The organism is Rahnella aceris (assembly GCF_011684115.1).
GTDB classification, from domain to species: Bacteria; Pseudomonadota; Gammaproteobacteria; order Enterobacterales; family Enterobacteriaceae; genus Rahnella; species Rahnella aceris.
In genome coordinates this window covers 524,227-539,217 of record NZ_JAADJV010000002.1, presented here as the reverse complement: position 1 = coordinate 539,217, position 14,991 = coordinate 524,227, and the positions used below count along the sequence as shown (strand labels likewise).

Sequence of the window (14,991 nt, the reverse complement as noted above, 5' to 3'; positions counted from 1 at the left end):
GTTCAGAAGGCAATGCTGTCCGGTAATAGAAACAGCACGGCCATATAAGCGATAAATCCACACAGCAGTAATGCACCGGCTAAATGTCCGATACGGTGTTTACGCATCAGGCATAGTCCGGAAAGCACCACGCTGACCGCCAGCATGACCCAATAATCGCGATGAAACGCGTCTGGGTTGAACGAACCTGGTGCTACCAGCGCGGGTAATCCCAGCACCAGGCAGGTATTAAAAATGTTTGCGCCGATAATATTACCCAGCGCGATGTCATCTTCGCCTTTGATAGCGCCGGCGATAAAGGTCGCCAGTTCTGGCAGACTGGTACCGATAGCAATCACCGTCAGGCCAATCACCAGTTCACTGACACCCAGATAACGCGCGATGACAGTGCTGTTATCAACGATCATGCCCGACGCCAGCGGCATGATGATAAAGCCCAGTGCCAGCCACAAAAATGCGACCGTATTGCTACTGTCTTGCGGAAGTTCGGACATTTGCTCGTAGGTCAGCGTATCCAGCCCCTCTTTTTCGGCGGCCCGGGCGATTTTTATCATCAGCATCATGAACACGCCTGCGCTGGCCAGTAGCAAAACACCATCAAACCGGCTGAGTTCGCCGTCGCTTAACAGAAAACCACACAGTGCGGTGACCAGTAACAATAATGGGAGCTCGCGGCGTAATATATCAGAACGAACGGAAAGTGGATGAATCAGGGCGGCACCGCCCAAAATCAGAAGAATATTAATGATATTCGAACCAATTGCGTTTCCGACGGCCAAATCCATCTGATCGTTGATGGCGGCGGTGGTGGAAACCACCAGTTCAGGAAGGGATATTCCGACGCCGACGACAGTCATACCAATCACCAGCGGGGAGATGCCCATCGAGCGTGCCAGCACTGCGGCTCCGTACACCAGACGATCAGCGGCGTAAACTAACAGTAACAAGCCGACAATCATCAGTACGATAGCGAGAAGCATGAAACATCCTTTATTGGGTATAATGCGAGGTTCGTTGCCCTGGCGGGCAGGCGATTCCTTCGTCAACATGAGCTAAGGCGACATTTTGTCTGAAAATGACGCCTGCGGGTTCCTGTATGTTAGACGATGAAGGCTTTTATTTTAAAATGGTAATTCGTTGATTTTGACCGTCTGTGGCAGAAAAGTAAATCGATGGCAACTTTGGTAACGAAACCGGGGTAAGTTTTTGTAAAAATACCAAAGTTATACGATACCTTGTGCGTGTCAGACGTATTCTTAGCGAAAGCATTCCGAAGGGAAAAACTGAATGAGTCAAAGCGAATCGAATCTGGTTGAGATCAAAGGCATGAGTTTTGTGCGCGGCGATCGTCCCATTTTCGAAGAGATAAATATGACCGTGCCGCGTGGCAAAGTCACTGCAATCATGGGGCCTTCGGGGATCGGTAAAACCACCTTGCTGCGTCTGATTGGCGGACAACTTGCGCCCGACAGCGGCGAAATCTGGTTCGACGGCGATAACATTCCGACGTTGTCCCGTCGCAAATTGTACGAATCGCGCAAGAAAATGAGTATGTTGTTTCAGTCCGGTGCATTGTTTACTGACCTGACTGTGTTCGAAAATGTGGCGTTCCCGCTGCGTGAACACAGCAAATTACCGGAAGAATTACTGCGCAGTACGGTGACCATGAAACTGGAAGCGGTCGGGTTACGCGGTGCCGGTGACCTGATGCCTGCTGAATTGTCTGGCGGTATGGCAAGACGTGTCGCACTGGCTCGTGCGATTGCCCTCGACCCTGAACTGATCATGTTCGATGAGCCTTTTGTGGGACAGGATCCGATCACCATGGGCGTCCTGGTTAAACTCATTGATGAACTGAACCATGCGCTGGGTGTGACGTGCATCGTGGTTTCTCATGACGTTCCTGAAGTGCTAAGTATTGCTGATTACGCTTATATTGTGGCCGCGCAGCATGTGATTGCCGAAGGCACACCTGAGGAGCTGCAAAATAATCCTGATCCGCGTGTTCGTCAGTTCCTTGACGGTATTGCCGATGGACCGGTGCCTTTCCGTTTCCCTGCCGGTGATTACAAAACCGAGCTGCTCGGATGATGGAGTTCCCTATTCATGTTAATTAAGGCGTTAGCCTCAGTCGGGCGCCGCGGGATAAACACCTGTGCGTCTTTTGGCCGCGCCGGTCTGATGCTCTTTCGGGCATTGGTCGGTAAGCCGCAATTTGCCAAGCAATGGCCGCTGTTGATCAAGCAGCTTTACAGCGTTGGTGTACTTTCCCTGCTGATTATCCTCGTTTCCGGCTTGTTTATCGGCATGGTGCTTGGTTTGCAGGGATATCTGATTTTAACCACCTACAGCGCTGAGGCCAGCCTCGGTATGATGGTGGCGCTCTCTTTACTGCGTGAACTTGGACCGGTGGTGACTGCTCTGTTGTTCGCCGGCCGAGCGGGTTCCGCGCTGACCGCCGAACTGGGGTTGATGAAAGCCACCGAGCAAATTTCCAGCCTGGAGATGATGGCTATCGATCCGCTGCGCCGCGTTGTTGCACCGCGTTTCTGGGCCGGTCTGATTTCCATGCCTTTGTTGACGGCGATTTTCGTTGCCGTGGGGGTTTGGGGAGGTTCGCTGGTGGGTGTGGACTGGAAAGGCATCGACAGCGGTTTCTTCTGGTCAGCGATGCAAACCGCGGTAGACTGGCGGACTGATTTACTTAACTGCCTGATTAAAAGCCTTGTTTTCGCTATCACTGTGACCTGGATTGCGTTGTTCAATGGCTATGATGCGATACCGACGTCCGAAGGGATTAGCCGGGCAACGACACGTACTGTGGTGCATTCGTCACTGGCGGTGCTGGGATTGGATTTTGTGCTGACAGCACTGATGTTTGGAAATTAAACCATGCAAACGAAAAAGAGTGAAATCTGGGTAGGCGCGTTTTTAATCATCGCATTGATTGCGGTGATCTTCCTGTGTCTTAAAGTGGCCGACATCCGTTCCATCGGCTCCGACCCGACTTACCGTATTTCTGCGGACTTCGACAATATAGGCGGCCTGAAAAGCGGTTCGCCGGTCAAAGTCGGTGGCGTGGTTATCGGCCGCGTCAGCAGCATAACGCTTGATAAAAACTATTCCCCACGTGTCGAAATGGATATCGACCAGAAATACAACCAGATCCCGAGCACCAGTACGCTGGCGATCCGCACGTCTGGTTTGCTGGGCGAACAATTCCTGGCGTTGAATATTGGTTTTGAAGACCCTGAAATGAGAACGACTATCCTTAAAAACGGCGGCGTTATTCAGGACACTAAATCAGCGATGGTTCTCGAAGACCTGATTGGCCAGTTCCTTTATAAGAGTGGCGACGGCAAGGCTGACCCTGACGCAACGGCGGCTCCTGCTGCGCCTGAAGGGAATGCTGCACCTGCACCTGACGCTAATACGGCGCCACAGCCGGCTGCCCATTAAGAATTTGCCATTACGGATTCTCCATAAAAGAGGAAATAAGTATGTTTAAACGTTTAGTGATCGCTGCACTGTTGGTGGTTATGGCTCCGCTGGCGAATGCTGCTGTGGACAAGACCAATCCTTACAGCGTGATGAATGAAGCAGCGAACAAAACCTTCACCCGCCTCAAAACCGAACAGCCGAAAATCAAGCAGGATCCTAACTATCTGCGCCAGATCGTTCGTGAAGAATTGCTGCCGTATGTGCAGGTCAAATACGCCGGCGCGCTGGTATTAGGCCGCTATTATCAACAGGCGACACCTGCACAGCGCGAGGCTTATTTCGCGGCGTTCTCTGACTATCTGCAACAGGCTTACGGTCAGGCGCTGGCGATGTACAACGGCCAGAGCTACACGGTGCAACCAGAGCAGTCCTACGCGGATAAAGATATCATTGCTATCCGTGTCACCATTACCGATCCGAATGGTCGTCCTCCGGTTCGTCTGGATTTCCAGTGGCGTAAAAACAGCCGCACAGGCGAATGGCAGGCATATGACATGATCGCCGAAGGCGTCAGCATGATTTCGACCAAACAGAACGAGTGGGCAGATATCTTGCGCCAGAAAGGTATCGAGGGTCTGACAGCGCGTCTGAAACAAGCCGCTGCTCAGCCGATCACGCTGGATAAACAACAATGAGTGAAGCCCTGCGCTGGGAATCGCAGCCGCCGCGACTGATGTTGCACGGTGAGTTAGATCGCGAAACGCTGGTGGCATTCTGGGATATGCGCAGAAAGCTGATGTCCGGCGTGACCTGTCTGGATGTTTCCGGGCTGGAGCGTGTGGATTCTTCCGGTCTGGCTTTCCTGGTGCATTTACGCGAGGAAGCCCGTCAGCAGGGGATTACGCTGACGATTGCGGGCATCACCGACAGGCTGAGAACACTGATTACCTTGTATAACCTTCAGGACATTATTCCGTCGGACACTACGGGCTGCTCTGTTGAATAAATATATGAGCAGTTCCCGTGAGTTAGGCTGCGGGATGTGAATAATTGACTGAATGTCCGTAAAGCCCCTGTGCGAAACTCTTCGTCAGGGGCTTTTTCGTGGTTTAAGAATTGCGCCGATCCCTATAAGATATCGGGCTGTTATGATTCTTCAGAAGAATAGATCCCTATGGAAACGAGTGAAATTAAAGACGTGCTGATGAACGCATTGGCACTGGACGAAGCCCACATTACTGGCGATGGCAGTCATTTTCAGGCCATTGTCGTTGGTGCGATGTTTGATGGCATGAGCCGCGTGAAAAAACAGCAGACCGTTTACGCACCGCTGATGGAATACATCGCCGACAATCGAATTCACGCACTGTCTATTAAGGCTTATACCCCTGAAGAATGGGCGCGTGACCGTAAACTGAGCGGTTTATAAGACTGCCGGAGTTCCGGCAGCTTCCTCGTATTTGACCTGTCGTTTTAATGAATAGAGAGCAGTCATAATGGATAAATTTCGTGTACAGGGTGGGACTCGCCTGAGCGGTGAAGTCACTATCTCTGGTGCAAAAAATGCAGCACTTCCTATTTTGTTTGCCGCACTGCTTGCTGAAGAACCTGTTGAACTCCAGAACGTTCCTCATCTGAAAGATATCGATACCACCATCAAACTGCTGAGCCAGCTGGGCACCAAAATAGAACGCAACGGTTCTGTTTTCGTTGACGCCAGTGCGGTGAATGAGTTTTGTGCGCCGTATGACCTGGTGAAAACCATGCGCGCTTCTATCTGGGCTCTTGGCCCGCTGGTGGCGCGTTTTGGTCGCGGTGAAGTCTCCCTGCCGGGCGGCTGTGCTATCGGCGCACGTCCTGTTGACCTGCATATTACCGGTCTGGAACAGCTGGGCGCGACCATTGTGCTGGAAGAAGGTTATGTGAAAGCCTCTGTCGATGGCCGCCTGAAAGGTGCGCACATCGTGATGGATAAAGTCAGCGTGGGTGCGACCGTTACCATCATGAGCGCAGCGACATTGGCTGAAGGCACCACCATTATTGAAAACGCCGCGCGTGAGCCGGAAATCGTCGATACTGCGAATTTCCTGAATACGCTGGGTGCGAAAATTACCGGTGCGGGTACGGATAAAATCACCATCGAAGGCGTTGCACGTCTGGGTGGCGGTGTTTACCGTGTGGTCCCCGATCGTATCGAAACCGGCACCTTCCTGGTGGCGGCCGCGATTTCCGGTGGCAAGATTACCTGTCGCGAAGCCCGTCCTGATACGCTGGATGCTGTACTGGCAAAACTGCGTGAAGCCGGTGCCGATATCGAAGTGGGCGAAGACTGGATCAGTCTCGACATGCATGGTAAACGGGCTAAAGCCGTCACCTTCCGCACCGCACCGCATCCGGGCTTCCCGACTGACATGCAGGCGCAGTTCAGCTTGCTGAATCTGGTGGCAGAGGGTACCGGTGTGATCACCGAAACCATCTTCGAAAACCGTTTCATGCACATTCCTGAACTGATCCGTATGGGCGCACATGCTGAAATCGAAGGCAGCACCCTGATTTGCCATGGCGTTGAAAAACTGTCTGGCGCTCAGGTGATGGCGACCGATTTACGTGCGTCTGCGAGTCTGGTTCTGGCGGGTTGTATTGCCGAGGGTGTGACCGTGGTTGACCGTATTTATCACATCGATCGTGGCTATGAGCGTATCGAAGATAAATTGCGTCAGCTGGGTGCGAAAATTGAGCGCTTCAACGGCGAATGATTCGTAGCTCTTGATGCAATAAAAAAGCCGGAAGGGGAAACCTTTCCGGCTTTTTCGTTGCTGTCTTCAGCGATCGTCAGTGATCAGGATATTCCTGCACGGTCACCTGCAAGGTCAGCTTCTGACCGTCACGCATAATCTCCACCGGAATGACCGTACCCGGACGAACCTCTGCGACCTGATCCATTGTCTCGATAGCGGAAACAGCCGGTTTGTTGTTGACGTTAACGATCACGTCTCTGACCTGCATGCCTGCATTAGCCGCCGGGCCATTGGGTGTGACTTCATTCACCACAATCCCCTGAATATGATCCAGTCCGCTATTCGGCCCGTGCAGAGGGGAAACCTCGCGCCCGCTGATTCCGATATACCCGCGAATAACCCGGCCATCGCGAATCAGCTTGCCCATGACTTTTGTCGCCAGTGCGGTCGGGATGGCAAAGCCGATACCTTCCGGTGTGGCGCCGTCATTACTTTGGTCAAAGGACAGTGTATTAATCCCCATCAGCTCACCCAGCGAATTCACCAGTGCACCGCCGGAGTTACCCTGGTTAATCGATGCATCGGTTTGCAGAAAGTTCTGGCGGCCTGACGGGCTGAGGCCAATACGACCAGTGGCGCTGATAATACCCTGCGTGACTGTCTGACCGAGGTTATATGGGTTACCAATTGCCATCACGACATCACCGACATGCGGGGCGCGATGTGGATTAATCGGGATCACCGGCAGATTTCCGGCGTTGATTTTCAGTACGGCCAGGTCAGTCAGGCTGTCAGAGCCGACCAGCAAGGCTTCAAATACGCGGCCATCCTGCAATGCGACGATGATCTGATCGGCATTATTGATTACGTGCTTGTTGGTGAGGATATAACCATTGTCGTTCATGATCACACCGGAACCCAGTGTGCGGATGGCCAGTTCGTTCTGTGAACTGTTACCCATGTTGCGGTTATAAACGTTCACCACTGCCGGAGCAGCGTGGCGGACGCCTGAGTTATAGCTGACCGGTTCTTCGCTGTTTTGGGTGAAGTTTCGGTCAAACAGCGGTTCTGTGATGTTTTTACGCAACATAGGTACCGCCGCCAGCAAAATGCCAGCAACAATCAGGCCGATAACAGCGGATCTCAATAGCTTAACAAACATGGGTATATGGGATGCGAGATAAAAAGTGAGGGAAGAATAGCATGAGTTAATCGGACGCAGCAGCACCTGCGTCCGATTTTCAACGCTTTACGGCATGAATAAGTAGATATTTTGCCCTTTACGCAAGATGCTCAGCGCGATCAGGTCAGGTTTGCTTTCCAGTATTTTGCGGAAAGCGGCCAGATTTTCGAGCGGTTCGCGGTTTACACCGATAATCACATCGTCTTTTTCCAGACCGATTTGGTCAGCGGGCGTCCCTTTTTTCACGTCATCGACATGCACGCCTTTGGCGTTTTTATCCGCCGGATCGCTGAGCGTCACACCCTGCAAGGCAGGATTGAGTTTCTCAATGCTGACTTCCACGGCCGGGCTTTTATCCAGCGTGACGTTCACAGTCATCGGTTTACCATCGCGCAGCAAACCAATCTGCATGGTGACGCCCGGACCTGCGGTGCCCACTTTCGCGCGTAACTCAGCAAAGCTGCTCAGCGTTTTCCCCTGCAGGGTAATCAGTACGTCGCCCGGTTTAATACCGGCTTTCGCCGCTGCAGAATCCGGCAATACTTCATTGACGAAAGCGCCGCGCTGGCTGTCAAGTTTGAATGCCTGCGCCAGTTCCGGCGTCATTTCACTGCCGCGGATCCCCAGCAGGCCGCGTTTCACTTCACCGAACTCAATCAACTGATGGCTGAGGTTCTTCGCCATGTTCGCCGGGATAGCAAAACCGATACCGACGCTGCCACCCTGAGAGGAAATGATGGCGGTGTTAATACCAATCAGTTCACCTTTCAGATCGAGCAATGCGCCCCCGGAGTTACCGCGGTTAATCGACGCATCGGTCTGAATAAAGTTTTCCAGCCCCTCAAGATTCAGGCCGCTGCGACCAAGCGCAGAAACAATGCCGGATGTCACCGTCTGGCCAAGCCCAAACGGATTGCCAACGGCGACGGCAAAATCACCGACACGCAGGTTGTCGGAATCCGCCATCGTAATTTGTGTCAGATTTTTAGCATCAATCAGCTGGATCACCGCAATATCAGACTGATCGTCTTTGCCGATGAGCCTGGCTTTATATTCACGGCCATCGTTGAGCTGAACGTTGATTTTATCCGCATTATTCACCACGTGGTTGTTGGTGAGCACATAGCCTTTGGCGGCATCAATAATAACGCCTGAACCGAGCCCTTCAAAAGGCTGTGGCCCCTGATTGGGTTCAGGGTCCTGCTGACCGAAGAAGAATTTGTATTCCGGTGGGACATCCGCACTGGGTGGCTGGGTACCTGAAACCTGAACGCCCACGACTGCGGGCAATACTTTTTCCAGCATAGGTGCCAGACTTGGCAAAGGTTGTCCCTGAACTTCCGTAGGTAAAGCGGCATTCGCCATAGGCGCAGAAGCGAAAGTTAATCCAAGGCTAACAGCTAACACACTGAGCAAAAATGACTTTTTCTTCATCACGATAACTCTCTCGCTTTCTGTAATGGACGTCAGTTATGGACAATAGAACAGTGATTCACAGCACGGGAAGGGTCTGGAGAACGGCACATGCACGGGACATATGCCGTAAATACGCCTGCATAACGATTGTTATGCAGGTCAGGGGCGTCTGTTATTTACGAACCGGACGCTCACCACGCAGCAGACCGGACGCGCCATCAGAATAATCGCGTGGCATTTGCACCGGTACCTGATCGTTATCGGCCTCGGAGCCGGTCAGGCGGTAGTTGAACGGATTATCTTGCTCGGGCATATCGGGCAGCAAATTGTTGGAGCTTTTAGCCATGTGCTGATACAGCTGACGGTAATCAGTCGCCATGTTATCCAGCAACTCTGCGCTGCGGGCAAAATGGCCCACCAGTTCCTGACGGTATTCGTCGAGTTCGGCTTTGCTTTTCTCCAGTTCGTTTTTCATGACTTGTTGATCACGTAATTTACGATTACCAAAGCGCATCGCTACCGCACCAATCGCGATACCGACCACTAATCCAATGAGTGCATACTCCCAGGTCATAATGACTCCTATTTTGACTTCGTTGTCCCGCAGGGCTTTTTCACGTAACTTTTATGACTTAACTTCTTTACACAATGGTTTTAACGTAATTGTTACACGCATTTGTCATGCAATATCTCCACTATAACCGTTAACCTTGCCAGAGTGGAATCCTGCGAGGAAAATCACTGCTATCTGTTGGTTTTTTCATACACAGACAGCCGGGAAAAGCGGCGAACCCACGGCAAAAAAGCGGCTAAACGACGTGAAAAACATAAAAATTTTTTCTCAGGGACGTTAACAAAGATGCAATCTCAATCACCCCTTTTCCTTTATCAGAACGCTGTGGATGCCGGTGAATTCCAGGCGGATGCTGTTCAGAAACAGGCTGTCGCACAGCTTGATGTGATTTATCAGGCACTTTCCGCGCAGCCCGCAACAATGCCTCAGACCACCGGTCGTGGAGGGTTGCTGGGCCGTTTGTTTGCAAAATCTCCGCCGAAAACCCCTTCGCGACCAGTACAGGGACTGTATATGTGGGGCGGCGTGGGGCGCGGTAAAACCTGGCTGATGGATTTGTTTTTCCACAGCCTGCCCGGTGAACGTAAGCTTCGCCTGCATTTTCACCGCTTTATGTTGCGTGTCCATGAAGAACTGACGGAGCTTCAGGGGCAGGAAGATCCGCTGGAAGTGATTGCTGACCGCTTCAAAGCGGAAACGGACGTACTCTGTTTCGACGAGTTTTTTGTTTCGGATATTACCGATGCGATGTTGCTGGCGACGTTGCTGCAGGCGCTGTTTGCCCGCGGTATCACCCTGATTGCGACATCGAACATTCCGCCTGATTTGCTGTACCGCAACGGTCTGCAACGCGCGCGGTTCCTGCCGGCCATTGATCTGATTAAAGAATATTGCGATGTGCTGAATGTGGATGCCGGCATTGATTACCGTCTGCGTACGCTGACACAAGCCAATTTGTGGTTATCGCCTGTTGGCCCTGATACGAGTGACGCGATGCATTCCATGCTGGGCAAACTGACCGGCAATCACAGTGGCGCGGAGGCAGGCGAAAGACCCGTACTGGAAGTGAATCATCGTCCGCTGCAAGCCATTGCTGCCGTTGACGGCGTGCTGGCGGTGGAATTTCATACCTTATGTGAAGAGGCGCGCAGCCAGCTCGATTATATTGCGCTGTCGAAAATCTATCACAGTGTACTGCTGCATAATGTGCCGGTGATGGGCGCAGACAGTGAGAACGCTGCGCGGCGTTTTCTGGCGCTGGTCGATGAATTCTATGAGCGCCATGTAAAACTGGTGATTTCCGCAGCGGTGCCGATGTTTGAGATTTATCAGGGGGAACGGCTGAAATTCGAATATCAGCGTTGTCTCTCGCGTCTGCAGGAGATGCAGAGTGAGGAATACCTCAGGCGGCCGCATCTGCCGTGATTTTAATTGATTATTATTTGCTCAGCCTGTGGTATAAAAAGGCGCAGTAAAGCCTGCATGGCGAACCCTCAGAAGACGTTGAGGTAAATCTTCCTTTTTGTCGAAAAAGGGTTCGATCTTTGCGGGAGACTTCTCTATAATCTTGCGACCCCACGTTACTACAAAGTTTTTTTCCCGAAACTTTATAAGTGCCAGCATTGGCTATTCGAAGGGGTAGGTTTGCTGGACGATGGTCGTGTGAACCTCAAATACTTATTTTATAAACAAGTAAGCGTTCGGGTGTTCGCCAACGTGTAACTTTAATTGGGTAAGCTTTTAATGAAAACTTTTACAGCTAAACCGGAAACCGTACAACGTGACTGGTTCGTAGTTGACGCTACCGGCAAGACCTTAGGTCGCCTGGCCACTGAACTGGCTCGCCGTCTGCGTGGCAAACATAAAGCGGAATACACTCCGCACGTTGATACTGGTGATTACATCATCGTTCTGAACGCAGAAAAAGTTGCTGTTACTGGCAACAAGCGTAACGACAAGATTTATTACCATCACACCGGCCACATCGGTGGTATCAAGCAAGCGACCTTTGAAGAGATGATCGCTCGCCGTCCTGAACGCGTGATCGAGCTCGCGGTTAAAGGCATGTTGCCAAAGGGCCCGTTGGGTCGTGCAATGTACCGTAAAATGAAAGTTTACGCGGGTAACGAGCACACTCATGCGGCGCAACAACCGCAAGTTCTTGACATTTAATTCGGGATTATAGGCAATGGCTGAAAATCAATACTACGGCACTGGTCGCCGCAAAAGCTCCGCCGCTCGTGTTTTCATCAAACCGGGTAGTGGTAACATCGTAATTAACCAGCGTAGCCTGGAACAGTACTTTGGTCGTGAAACTGCCCGCATGGTAGTTCGTCAACCACTGGAACTGGTCGACATGGTTGAGAAATTCGACCTGTACATCACCGTTAAAGGTGGTGGTATCTCCGGTCAAGCTGGTGCTATCCGTCACGGTATTACCCGTGCACTGATGGAATATGACGAAAATCTTCGTGGCGAACTGCGTAAAGCTGGCTTCGTTACTCGTGATGCTCGTCAGGTTGAACGTAAGAAAGTCGGTCTGCGTAAAGCACGTCGTCGTCCTCAGTTCTCCAAGCGTTAATTTTCTGCTGCTATTGCAGCACAGTGCTTCGGCACGAAAATCAGCGTCAAAAACCCGGTGTTTCACCGGGTTTTTTTATGCCTTTTGTTCCGTAATTGCAGGGGAAATGATCTCCTGACACACAATTCCCCATGAAATCGTCTCACCGTCCCCCACAGCCTGCGTAAAATCTGGTAAACTATCACACACTTTTGTGCCTGTTCGCCGAGCAGTTGACGTTGCCGCGCTTCCTGGCTGGGTTCGCCTTGCCGATGGTTGTCTATGAAACTACGGGACAAAAACTGCAGGCTGGCGATAACTCGCTGTAATATTCTAGATAAACTTGGAGGTTTTCATGGCTGTCGCTGCCAACAAACGTTCGGTAATGACGCTGTTTTCCGGCCCGACCGACATTTTTAGCCATCAGGTACGTATCGTACTGGCGGAGAAAGGTGTCAGTGTCGAGATCGAGCAGGTTGAGATGGATCACCTGCCGCAGGATCTTATTGACCTCAACCCTTACCGCACTGTACCGACACTGGTTGATCGTGAGCTGACCCTGTTTGAATCCCGCATCATCATGGAATATCTTGATGAGCGCTTCCCGCATCCGCCGCTGATGCCGGTTTATCCGGTTGCCCGTGGTGAGAGCCGTCTGATGATGCACCGCATCGAAAATGACTGGTATTCGCTGATGCGTCAAATCGAGCAAGGTTCTGCGACTGAAGCGGACGCTGCACGTAAGCAACTGCGTGAAGAGCTGCTGGCGATTGCGCCAATCTTCTCGTACATGCCTTATTTCAAAAGCGAAGAGTTCAGTCTGGTCGATTGCTACCTGGCTCCGCTGTTGTGGCGTTTGCCAGAGCTGGGCATTGAATTGTCAGGTACCGGTTCGAAAGAGCTGAAAGGCTACATGACCCGCGTCTTCGAACGTGATGCTTTCCTGGCTTCCCTGACCGAAGCAGAGCGCGAAATGCGTTTGCATACCCGAGGTTAAGGTATGGAGATGACCGACATGTCTCCGCGTCGCCCCTATCTGCTGCGGGCTTTTTATGACTGGTTGCTGGACAACCAGTTAACCCCGCATCTGGTGGTTGACGTGACGATGCCTGGCGTGATGGTGCCGATGGAGTTTGCGCGTGACGGACAAATTGTTCTGAACGTTGCGCCGCGTGCTGTCGGCAATCTCGAACTGGGTAATGATGACGTACGCTTTAACGCCCGTTTTGGTGGCGTACCGCGTAACGTGTTTGTACCGATTGCTGCTGTTCTGGCAATTTATGCCCGTGAAAACGGTGCCGGTACCATGTTCGAACCTGAACCTGCTTATGAAGCCGAAGGTGCCTTTGACGGTGACCTGAGCGCTGATGAGCCGACAGAACCGACCATGTCAGTCATTGATGGTGATTTGCCGGATGTGGCTGAAGAAGATCCGGATGATGAGCCGCCGACACCGCCTCGCGGTGGTCGCCCGGCATTGCGTGTTGTGAAATAACAACCCGCTCAATCCGGCTTCATGCTTAAACCCTGCGTTGTTACGTGGGGTTTTTTATTGCCTTAAATACGCCGCCGCCTCTTTTCGCCAGTGCAGATTGCATACGATTAAAAAAACAACGGGGCTGCCATCGCTGGCAGCCCCGTTTTGATGCCCCGTCGGATCAGACTTCGAGGAAGTTCATGATGCCTTCTGCGGCCTTGCGGCCTTCAGCAATAGCTGTCACCACCAGATCAGAACCGCGAACTGCATCGCCACCCGCGAAGATTTTCGGATTGCTGGTCTGGAAGGCGTTGTCGCTGCCTTCAGGGGCAACGATGCGCCCCTGAGAGTCCAGCTCAACGTCATGGGCTGCCAGCCATTCCATTTTGTGAGGGCGGAAACCAAATGCCATCACCACGGCATCAGCTTCCATCACATGTTCGGAACCGGCCACGATTTCTGCACGACGGCGGCCATGTGCATCCGGAGCGCCCAGTTCGGTACGCGCCATACGCACGCCGCATACGCGGCCTGAATCATTCAGCTCGATGCTCAGCGGTTGCAGGTTGAATTTGAAATCCACACCTTCTTCACGCGCATTCTTCACTTCACGACGCGAGCCCGGCATGTTCTCTTCATCACGACGGTACGCACAAGTTACATGCGTTGCGCCCTGACGAATCGAGGTACGCACGCAGTCCATTGCGGTATCACCACCGCCCAGCACCACGACGCGTTTCTTATCCATCGTCACGTAAGGTTCTTCCTGGCTGTCATCGTAGCCCATCAGCTGCTTGGTGTTAGCGATGAGGAACGGCAGGGCATCGTACACGCCCGGCGCATCTTCGTTCGCCAGGCCACCGCGCATGGACTGATAGGTGCCAACGCCGAGGAATACAGAATCGTATTCCGCCAGCAGCGCATCAATAGTGATATCTTTGCCGACTTCGGTATTGAGCTGGAATTCGATACCCATCTCAGTGAAGATTTCGCGACGCTTGGTCATCACTGATTTTTCCAGCTTGAAGGCCGGAATACCGAAAGTCAGCAGGCCGCCGATTTCCGGATGGCGATCGTAAACCACCGCTTTCACACCGTTACGGGTCAGGACGTCTGCACAAGCCAGACCTGCCGGGCCTGCGCCGATGATCGCCACGCGTTTGCCGGTTGGCTGCACGTGAGACATATCCGGACGCCAGCCCATCTCGATCGCTTTATCGTTGATGTAGCGTTCGATGTTACCGATGGTCACTGCACCGAACTCATCGTTCAGGGTACAGGAGCCTTCGCACAGTCTGTCCTGCGGACAAACGCGCCCGCAGACTTCCGGCAGGCTGTTAGTCTGATGCGCGAGGTCGGCTGCTTCCATGATGCGACCTTCGTTCGCCAGCTTCAGCCAGTTCGGAATGTAGTTGTGAACCGGGCATTTCCATTCGCAGTAAGGGTTACCGCAGGACAGGCAGCGGTCAGCCTGTGATGCGGCCTGCGTTGCTGAGAACGGCTCGTAAATTTCCACAAACTCAATTTTGCGGATCTTCAGCGCTTTCTTAGGCGGATCAACACGCTGCAGGTCGACAAATTGATAAACGTTTTGACTCATCT

17 protein-coding genes are annotated in these 14,991 nt (G+C 52.3%); 12 read left to right on the top strand and 5 right to left on the bottom strand.

Annotated elements, in window-relative coordinates; translation table 11 throughout:
- Nucleotides 1–2 precede the first annotated feature (2 nt).
- Nucleotides 3–980, bottom strand: a complete 978-nt coding sequence (locus tag GW591_RS14800; protein WP_013577252.1) for a calcium/sodium antiporter — start codon at nt 978–980, stop codon at nt 3–5.
- Between the two features lie 307 nt (nt 981–1,287).
- Between GW591_RS14800 and mlaF the strand changes: the two genes are divergently transcribed.
- From mlaF to murA, 7 genes are all read left to right on the top strand, one after another.
- Entirely contained in the window at nt 1,288–2,091 is an 804-nt protein-coding gene (mlaF, locus tag GW591_RS14795) for a phospholipid ABC transporter ATP-binding protein MlaF (RefSeq protein WP_013577251.1), read from the top strand.
- 15 nt (nt 2,092–2,106) lie between these two features.
- The gene (mlaE, locus tag GW591_RS14790; RefSeq protein ID WP_013577250.1) at nt 2,107–2,889 is read left to right on the top strand and encodes a lipid asymmetry maintenance ABC transporter permease subunit MlaE; all 783 of its coding nucleotides are present in this window, start codon (nt 2,107–2,109) and stop codon (nt 2,887–2,889) included.
- A gap of 3 nt (nt 2,890–2,892) precedes the next feature.
- Nucleotides 2,893–3,459, top strand: a complete 567-nt coding sequence (gene mlaD / locus GW591_RS14785) for an outer membrane lipid asymmetry maintenance protein MlaD (RefSeq protein ID WP_166860892.1) — start codon at nt 2,893–2,895, stop codon at nt 3,457–3,459.
- 41 nt (nt 3,460–3,500) lie between these two features.
- Complete coding sequence (mlaC, locus tag GW591_RS14780; protein WP_013577248.1) at nt 3,501–4,136, top strand: phospholipid-binding protein MlaC; 636 nt, start codon at nt 3,501–3,503, stop codon at nt 4,134–4,136.
- On the top strand, nt 4,133–4,447 hold the full coding sequence (mlaB, locus tag GW591_RS14775) for a lipid asymmetry maintenance protein MlaB (protein WP_013577247.1): 315 nt from the start codon (nt 4,133–4,135) through the stop codon (nt 4,445–4,447). Before mlaC ends, mlaB begins: the two co-directional genes overlap by 4 nt.
- 168 nt (nt 4,448–4,615) lie before the next feature.
- Entirely contained in the window at nt 4,616–4,870 is a 255-nt protein-coding gene (gene ibaG / locus GW591_RS14770) for a BolA family iron metabolism protein IbaG (protein WP_013577246.1), read from the top strand.
- A 67-nt stretch (nt 4,871–4,937) separates the two neighbouring features.
- Nucleotides 4,938–6,197, top strand: coding sequence for a UDP-N-acetylglucosamine 1-carboxyvinyltransferase (gene murA, locus GW591_RS14765; protein ID WP_013577245.1), 1,260 nt, complete (start codon nt 4,938–4,940; stop codon nt 6,195–6,197).
- 76 nt (nt 6,198–6,273) lie between these two features.
- On the opposite strand, the gene degS is transcribed toward murA, so the two are convergent.
- From degS to zapG, 3 genes are all read right to left on the bottom strand, one after another.
- On the bottom strand, nt 6,274–7,341 hold the full coding sequence (gene degS, locus GW591_RS14760; protein WP_037035040.1) for an outer membrane-stress sensor serine endopeptidase DegS: 1,068 nt from the start codon (nt 7,339–7,341) through the stop codon (nt 6,274–6,276).
- An 87-nt stretch (nt 7,342–7,428) separates the two neighbouring features.
- The gene (degQ, locus tag GW591_RS14755) at nt 7,429–8,796 is read right to left on the bottom strand and encodes a serine endoprotease DegQ (protein WP_013577243.1); all 1,368 of its coding nucleotides are present in this window, start codon (nt 8,794–8,796) and stop codon (nt 7,429–7,431) included.
- Nucleotides 8,797–8,950: 154 nt separating this feature from the next.
- Entirely contained in the window at nt 8,951–9,352 is a 402-nt protein-coding gene (gene zapG / locus GW591_RS14750; protein WP_013577242.1) for a Z-ring associated protein ZapG, read from the bottom strand.
- A 285-nt stretch (nt 9,353–9,637) separates the two neighbouring features.
- On the opposite strand from zapG, the gene zapE reads away from it, so the two are divergent.
- From zapE to sspB, 5 genes are all read left to right on the top strand, one after another.
- Nucleotides 9,638–10,777 (top strand): cell division protein ZapE, encoded by a 1,140-nt coding sequence (gene zapE, locus GW591_RS14745; RefSeq protein ID WP_013577241.1) that lies wholly within the window; start codon nt 9,638–9,640, stop codon nt 10,775–10,777.
- A 318-nt stretch (nt 10,778–11,095) separates the two neighbouring features.
- Nucleotides 11,096–11,524, top strand: a complete 429-nt coding sequence (gene rplM / locus GW591_RS14735; protein ID WP_013577239.1) for a 50S ribosomal protein L13 — start codon at nt 11,096–11,098, stop codon at nt 11,522–11,524.
- Between the two features lie 16 nt (nt 11,525–11,540).
- The gene (gene rpsI / locus GW591_RS14730; protein WP_013577238.1) at nt 11,541–11,933 is read left to right on the top strand and encodes a 30S ribosomal protein S9; all 393 of its coding nucleotides are present in this window, start codon (nt 11,541–11,543) and stop codon (nt 11,931–11,933) included.
- Between the two features lie 334 nt (nt 11,934–12,267).
- Nucleotides 12,268–12,909 carry a stringent starvation protein SspA gene (gene sspA, locus GW591_RS14725; protein WP_013577237.1) on the top strand — a complete coding sequence of 214 codons (642 nt, stop codon included), beginning with the start codon at nt 12,268–12,270 and terminating at the stop codon, nt 12,907–12,909.
- Nucleotides 12,910–12,912: 3 nt separating this feature from the next.
- The gene (gene sspB, locus GW591_RS14720) at nt 12,913–13,407 is read left to right on the top strand and encodes a ClpXP protease specificity-enhancing factor (RefSeq protein ID WP_013577236.1); all 495 of its coding nucleotides are present in this window, start codon (nt 12,913–12,915) and stop codon (nt 13,405–13,407) included.
- A 163-nt stretch (nt 13,408–13,570) separates the two neighbouring features.
- Here sspB and GW591_RS14715 read toward each other — a convergent pair whose 3' ends face one another.
- Complete coding sequence (locus GW591_RS14715) at nt 13,571–14,989, bottom strand: glutamate synthase small subunit (protein ID WP_013577235.1); 1,419 nt, start codon at nt 14,987–14,989, stop codon at nt 13,571–13,573.
- Between the last annotated feature and the right edge of the window lie 2 nt (nt 14,990–14,991).